Annotated in this window: 1 rRNA gene; it reads right to left on the reverse strand. The window is 53.4% G+C overall.

The window, feature by feature from the left end:
* Window positions 1-136 precede the first annotated feature (136 nt).
* Window positions 137-2785: ribosomal RNA gene (locus VSX58_RS22380) — 23S ribosomal RNA — on the reverse strand; the annotation flags it as partial.

Raw genomic sequence — 2785 nt, forward strand, 5'->3', positions numbered from 1 at the left:
CACCGCGCTATCGCCGCCAGGCAAATTCTGTTTCATCCCAACCGTTATGCTCGCACACAACCACCGGAACCAATCTAAAAACAAGCTAAAATTCTGAGCCCATTCGTCTCTCTCACCAAAACACCTTCGGTGTTGTAAGGTTAAGCCTCTCGGGTCATTAGTACTGGTCAGCTCAACGTATCGCTACGCTTACACACCCAGCCTATCTACGTCGTCGTCTTCAACGGCCCTTTAGGGGTATCTAGTACCCAGGGAAGACTCATCTCGAGGCAAGTTTCCCGCTTAGATGCTTTCAGCGGTTATCTCTTCCGCACGTAGCTACCGGGCAATGCAATTGGCATCACAACCCGTACACCAGCGGTGCGTTCACTCCGGTCCTCTCGTACTAGGAGCAACCCCTCTCAATCTTCCAACGCCCACGGCAGATAGGGACCGAACTGTCTCACGACGTTCTAAACCCAGCTCGCGTACCACTTTAAATGGCGAACAGCCATACCCTTGGGACCTACTTCAGCCCCAGGATGTGATGAGCCGACATCGAGGTGCCAAACACCGCCGTCGATATGAACTCTTGGGCGGTATCAGCCTGTTATCCCCGGAGTACCTTTTATCCGTTGAGCGATGGCCCTTCCATTCAGAACCACCGGATCACTAAGACCTGCTTTCGCACCTGCTCGAGCCGTCACTCTCGCAGTCAAGCTAGCTTATGCCTTTGCACTAACCTCCTGATGTCCGACCAGGATTAGCTAACCTTCGTGCTCCTCCGTTACTCTTTGGGAGGAGACCGCCCCAGTCAAACTACCCACCAGACACTGTCCGCAACCCCGCTCAGGGGCCCACGTTAGAACATCGAACATTAAAGGGTGGTATTTCAAGGTCGGCTCCATGCAGACTGGCGTCCACACTTCAAAGCCTCCCACCTATCCTACACATCAAGGCTCAAGGTTCAGTGTCAAGCTATAGTAAAGGTTCACGGGGTCTTTCCGTCTTGCCGCGGGTACACTGCATCTTCACAGCGAGTTCAATTTCACTGAGTCTCGGGTGGAGACAGCCTGGCCATCATTACGCCATTCGTGCAGGTCGGAACTTACCCGACAAGGAATTTCGCTACCTTAGGACCGTTATAGTTACGGCCGCCGTTTACCGGGGCTTCGATCAAGAGCTTCGCCTTGCGGCTTACCCCATCAATTAACCTTCCGGCACCGGGCAGGCGTCACACCGTATACGTCCACTTTCGTGTTTGCACAGTGCTGTGTTTTTATTAAACAGTTGCAGCCAGCTGGTATCTGCGACTGGTCTCAGCTCCATCCGCGAGGGACTTCACCAAATCCAGCGTGCCTTCTCCCGAAGTTACGGCACCATTTTGCCTAGTTCCTTCACCCGAGTTCTCTCAAGCGCCTGAGTATTCTCTACCTGACCACCTGTGTCGGTTTGGGGTACGATTCGATGTTACCTGGAGCTTAGAGGCTTTTCCTGGAAGCATAGCATCGGTTACTTCGTCACCGTGGTGACTCGTCATCACGCCTCAGTGTTGATGATGTTCCGGATTTACCAAAAACATCCACCTGCACGCTTAAACCGGGACTACCGTCGCCCGGCCAACCTAGCTTTCTCCGTCCCCCCTTCGCAGTAACACCCAGTACAGGAATATTAACCTGTTTCCCATCGACTACGCTTTTCAGCCTCGCCTTAGGGGTCGACTCACCCTGCCCCGATTAACGTTGGACAGGAACCCTTGGTCTTCCGGCGTGCGGGTTTTTCACCCGCATTATCGTTACTTATGTCAGCATTCGCACTTCTGATACCTCCAGCAACCCTCACGGGCCACCTTCGCAGGCTTACAGAACGCTCCCCTACCCAACAACGCCTAAGCGTCGCTGCCGCAGCTTCGGTGCATGGTTTAGCCCCGTTACATCTTCCGCGCAGGCCGACTCGACCAGTGAGCTATTACGCTTTCTTTAAATGATGGCTGCTTCTAAGCCAACATCCTGGCTGTCTGGGCCTTCCCACATCGTTTCCCACTTAACCATGACTTTGGGACCTTAGCTGGCGGTCTGGGTTGTTTCCCTCTTCACGACGGACGTTAGCACCCGCCGTGTGTCTCCCGTGATAACATTCTTCGGTATTCGCAGTTTGCATCGAGTTGGTAAGTCGGGATGACCCCCTAGTCGAAACAGTGCTCTACCCCCGAAGATGAGTTCACGAGGCGCTACCTAAATAGCTTTCGGGGAGAACCAGCTATCTCCCGGTTTGATTGGCCTTTCACCCCCAGCCACAGGTCATCCGCTAATTTTTCAACATTAGTCGGTTCGGTCCTCCAGTTAGTGTTACCCAACCTTCAACCTGCCCATGGCTAGATCACCGGGTTTCGGGTCTATACCCTGCAACTTAACGCCCAGTTAAGACTCGGTTTCCCTACGGCTCCCCTATGCGGTTAACCTTGCTACAGAATATAAGTCGCTGACCCATTATACAAAAGGTACGCAGTCACCCTGATAAATCAAGGCTCCCACTGCTTGTACGTACACGGTTTCAGGTTCTATTTCACTCCCCTCGCCGGGGTTCTTTTCGCCTTTCCCTCACGGTACTGGTTCACTATCGGTCAGTCAGGAGTATTTAGCCTTGGAGGATGGTCCCCCCATCTTCAGACAGGATAACACGTGTCCCGCCCTACTCATCGAACTCACAGCCTGTGCATTTTTGTGTACGGGACTATCACCCTCTGTCGCGCGCCTTTCCAGACGCTTCCACTAACACACACGCTGATTCAGGTTCTGGGCTCCTC

The sequence above is a fragment of the Brenneria populi genome (genome assembly GCF_036016195.1).
Lineage (GTDB): Bacteria > Pseudomonadota > Gammaproteobacteria > Enterobacterales > Enterobacteriaceae > Brenneria > Brenneria populi.